1 protein-coding gene is annotated in these 308 nt (G+C 69.2%); it reads right to left on the bottom strand.

From position 1 onward, the window contains the following. Positions 1-308, bottom strand: a 308-nt coding sequence (locus O7A05_RS34255) for a cadherin-like domain-containing protein (protein ID WP_337097826.1), incomplete at both ends; no start/stop codon positions are given.

Below are 308 nucleotides of genomic sequence, written 5' to 3' on the forward strand. Positions count from 1 at the left end.
TCGTTGGCGCCGGTGATGGTGACCTGGGCGGTCTGCGCCACCGACGCGCCGTGCTCGTCGACCACGTTGTAGCTCAGGTTGAGCACCGCGTTCTCGCCCTGCTTGAGCGCGTCATAGGCGTTCGGATCGATATGCAGCGTGTGGCCGTCGGCATCGAGCGTCAGCCCGGCCGGCAGCGGAGCGGTCAGATTGGCGATGTGCAGCACCGCGTCGTGGTCGACATCGGCGGCGTTGGTGAGCAGGTCGATCGTGTAGGCGGCGGCGTCCTCCGAGGCCGTCGAGGTGACCGCCGCCGACACCGTCGGCGC

Source organism: Mesorhizobium argentiipisi (SeqCode) (assembly GCF_037179585.1).
In the GTDB taxonomy this organism is placed as follows: domain Bacteria; phylum Pseudomonadota; class Alphaproteobacteria; order Rhizobiales; family Rhizobiaceae; genus Mesorhizobium; species Mesorhizobium argentiipisi.